The 709-nt window shown below is 47.5% G+C and carries 1 protein-coding gene; it reads right to left on the reverse strand.

The window, feature by feature from the left end; genetic code table 11:
* A partial coding sequence (locus A3729_RS04820) for an OmpA family protein (protein ID WP_156497666.1) occupies positions 1-709 on the reverse strand: 709 nt, incomplete at both ends.

Raw genomic sequence — 709 nt, forward strand, 5'->3', positions numbered from 1 at the left:
CTGCAAGTGACGTGCTTTCAATCACTTGCGAAGGTTCTATTGGCTCCTCTTTTGTTGAAATTATTTCTTGCGGGCTATCTTGGCCGAACTCGATTGCTACACGACGATCTAAAATTGCGTTGCCCTCATCACCTTCAGCCACATGAGCCATGCTTTCACCGACTGACTTAATCACAATGCGTTCTGCTGAGATACCTTGAGCGAGCAAAGCATCTTTCACGCCCTGAGCTCTCTCACGGGATAGTTCTTGGTTGAATATCGCTGGGCCACTTTGGTCGCTAAAGCCTGTCAAAGTTATCTGTAGATGAGGATAGCGCTGTAAGAACTCCGCCATACTGGAAATACGATCGCTAACATATGAGGGGACACGCGCTTGGCCTTTTTCAAAGTAGATCTCTTGGGTATAGGCACTCAAAAGATTCGACAAATCGCTCTGTTCTAAGGTTTGAACCTTGCTCGCCAACTCAGCTTGTAAGTCATTTAACTTTTCAGTTTGATGGTGATGACGACGCTTTAGCTCACCTAACTTAGCCCTGGTTGCTCTTAGCTTTTCCATCTCTGTGTTCAAGTCATTGGAGCTAGACGTCACTAAGTTCGCCTGTTCGTGCAACTGTTCCTGAGCCTCTTCAAGCGCCTCGTGCTGATCTTGCCCCCAACCAAAAGCACCACCTAAGCTAGCACCTATAGCAATACCCGGAGGGCCTGCAAT

It is taken from the genome of Oleiphilus sp. HI0043, assembly GCF_001634935.1.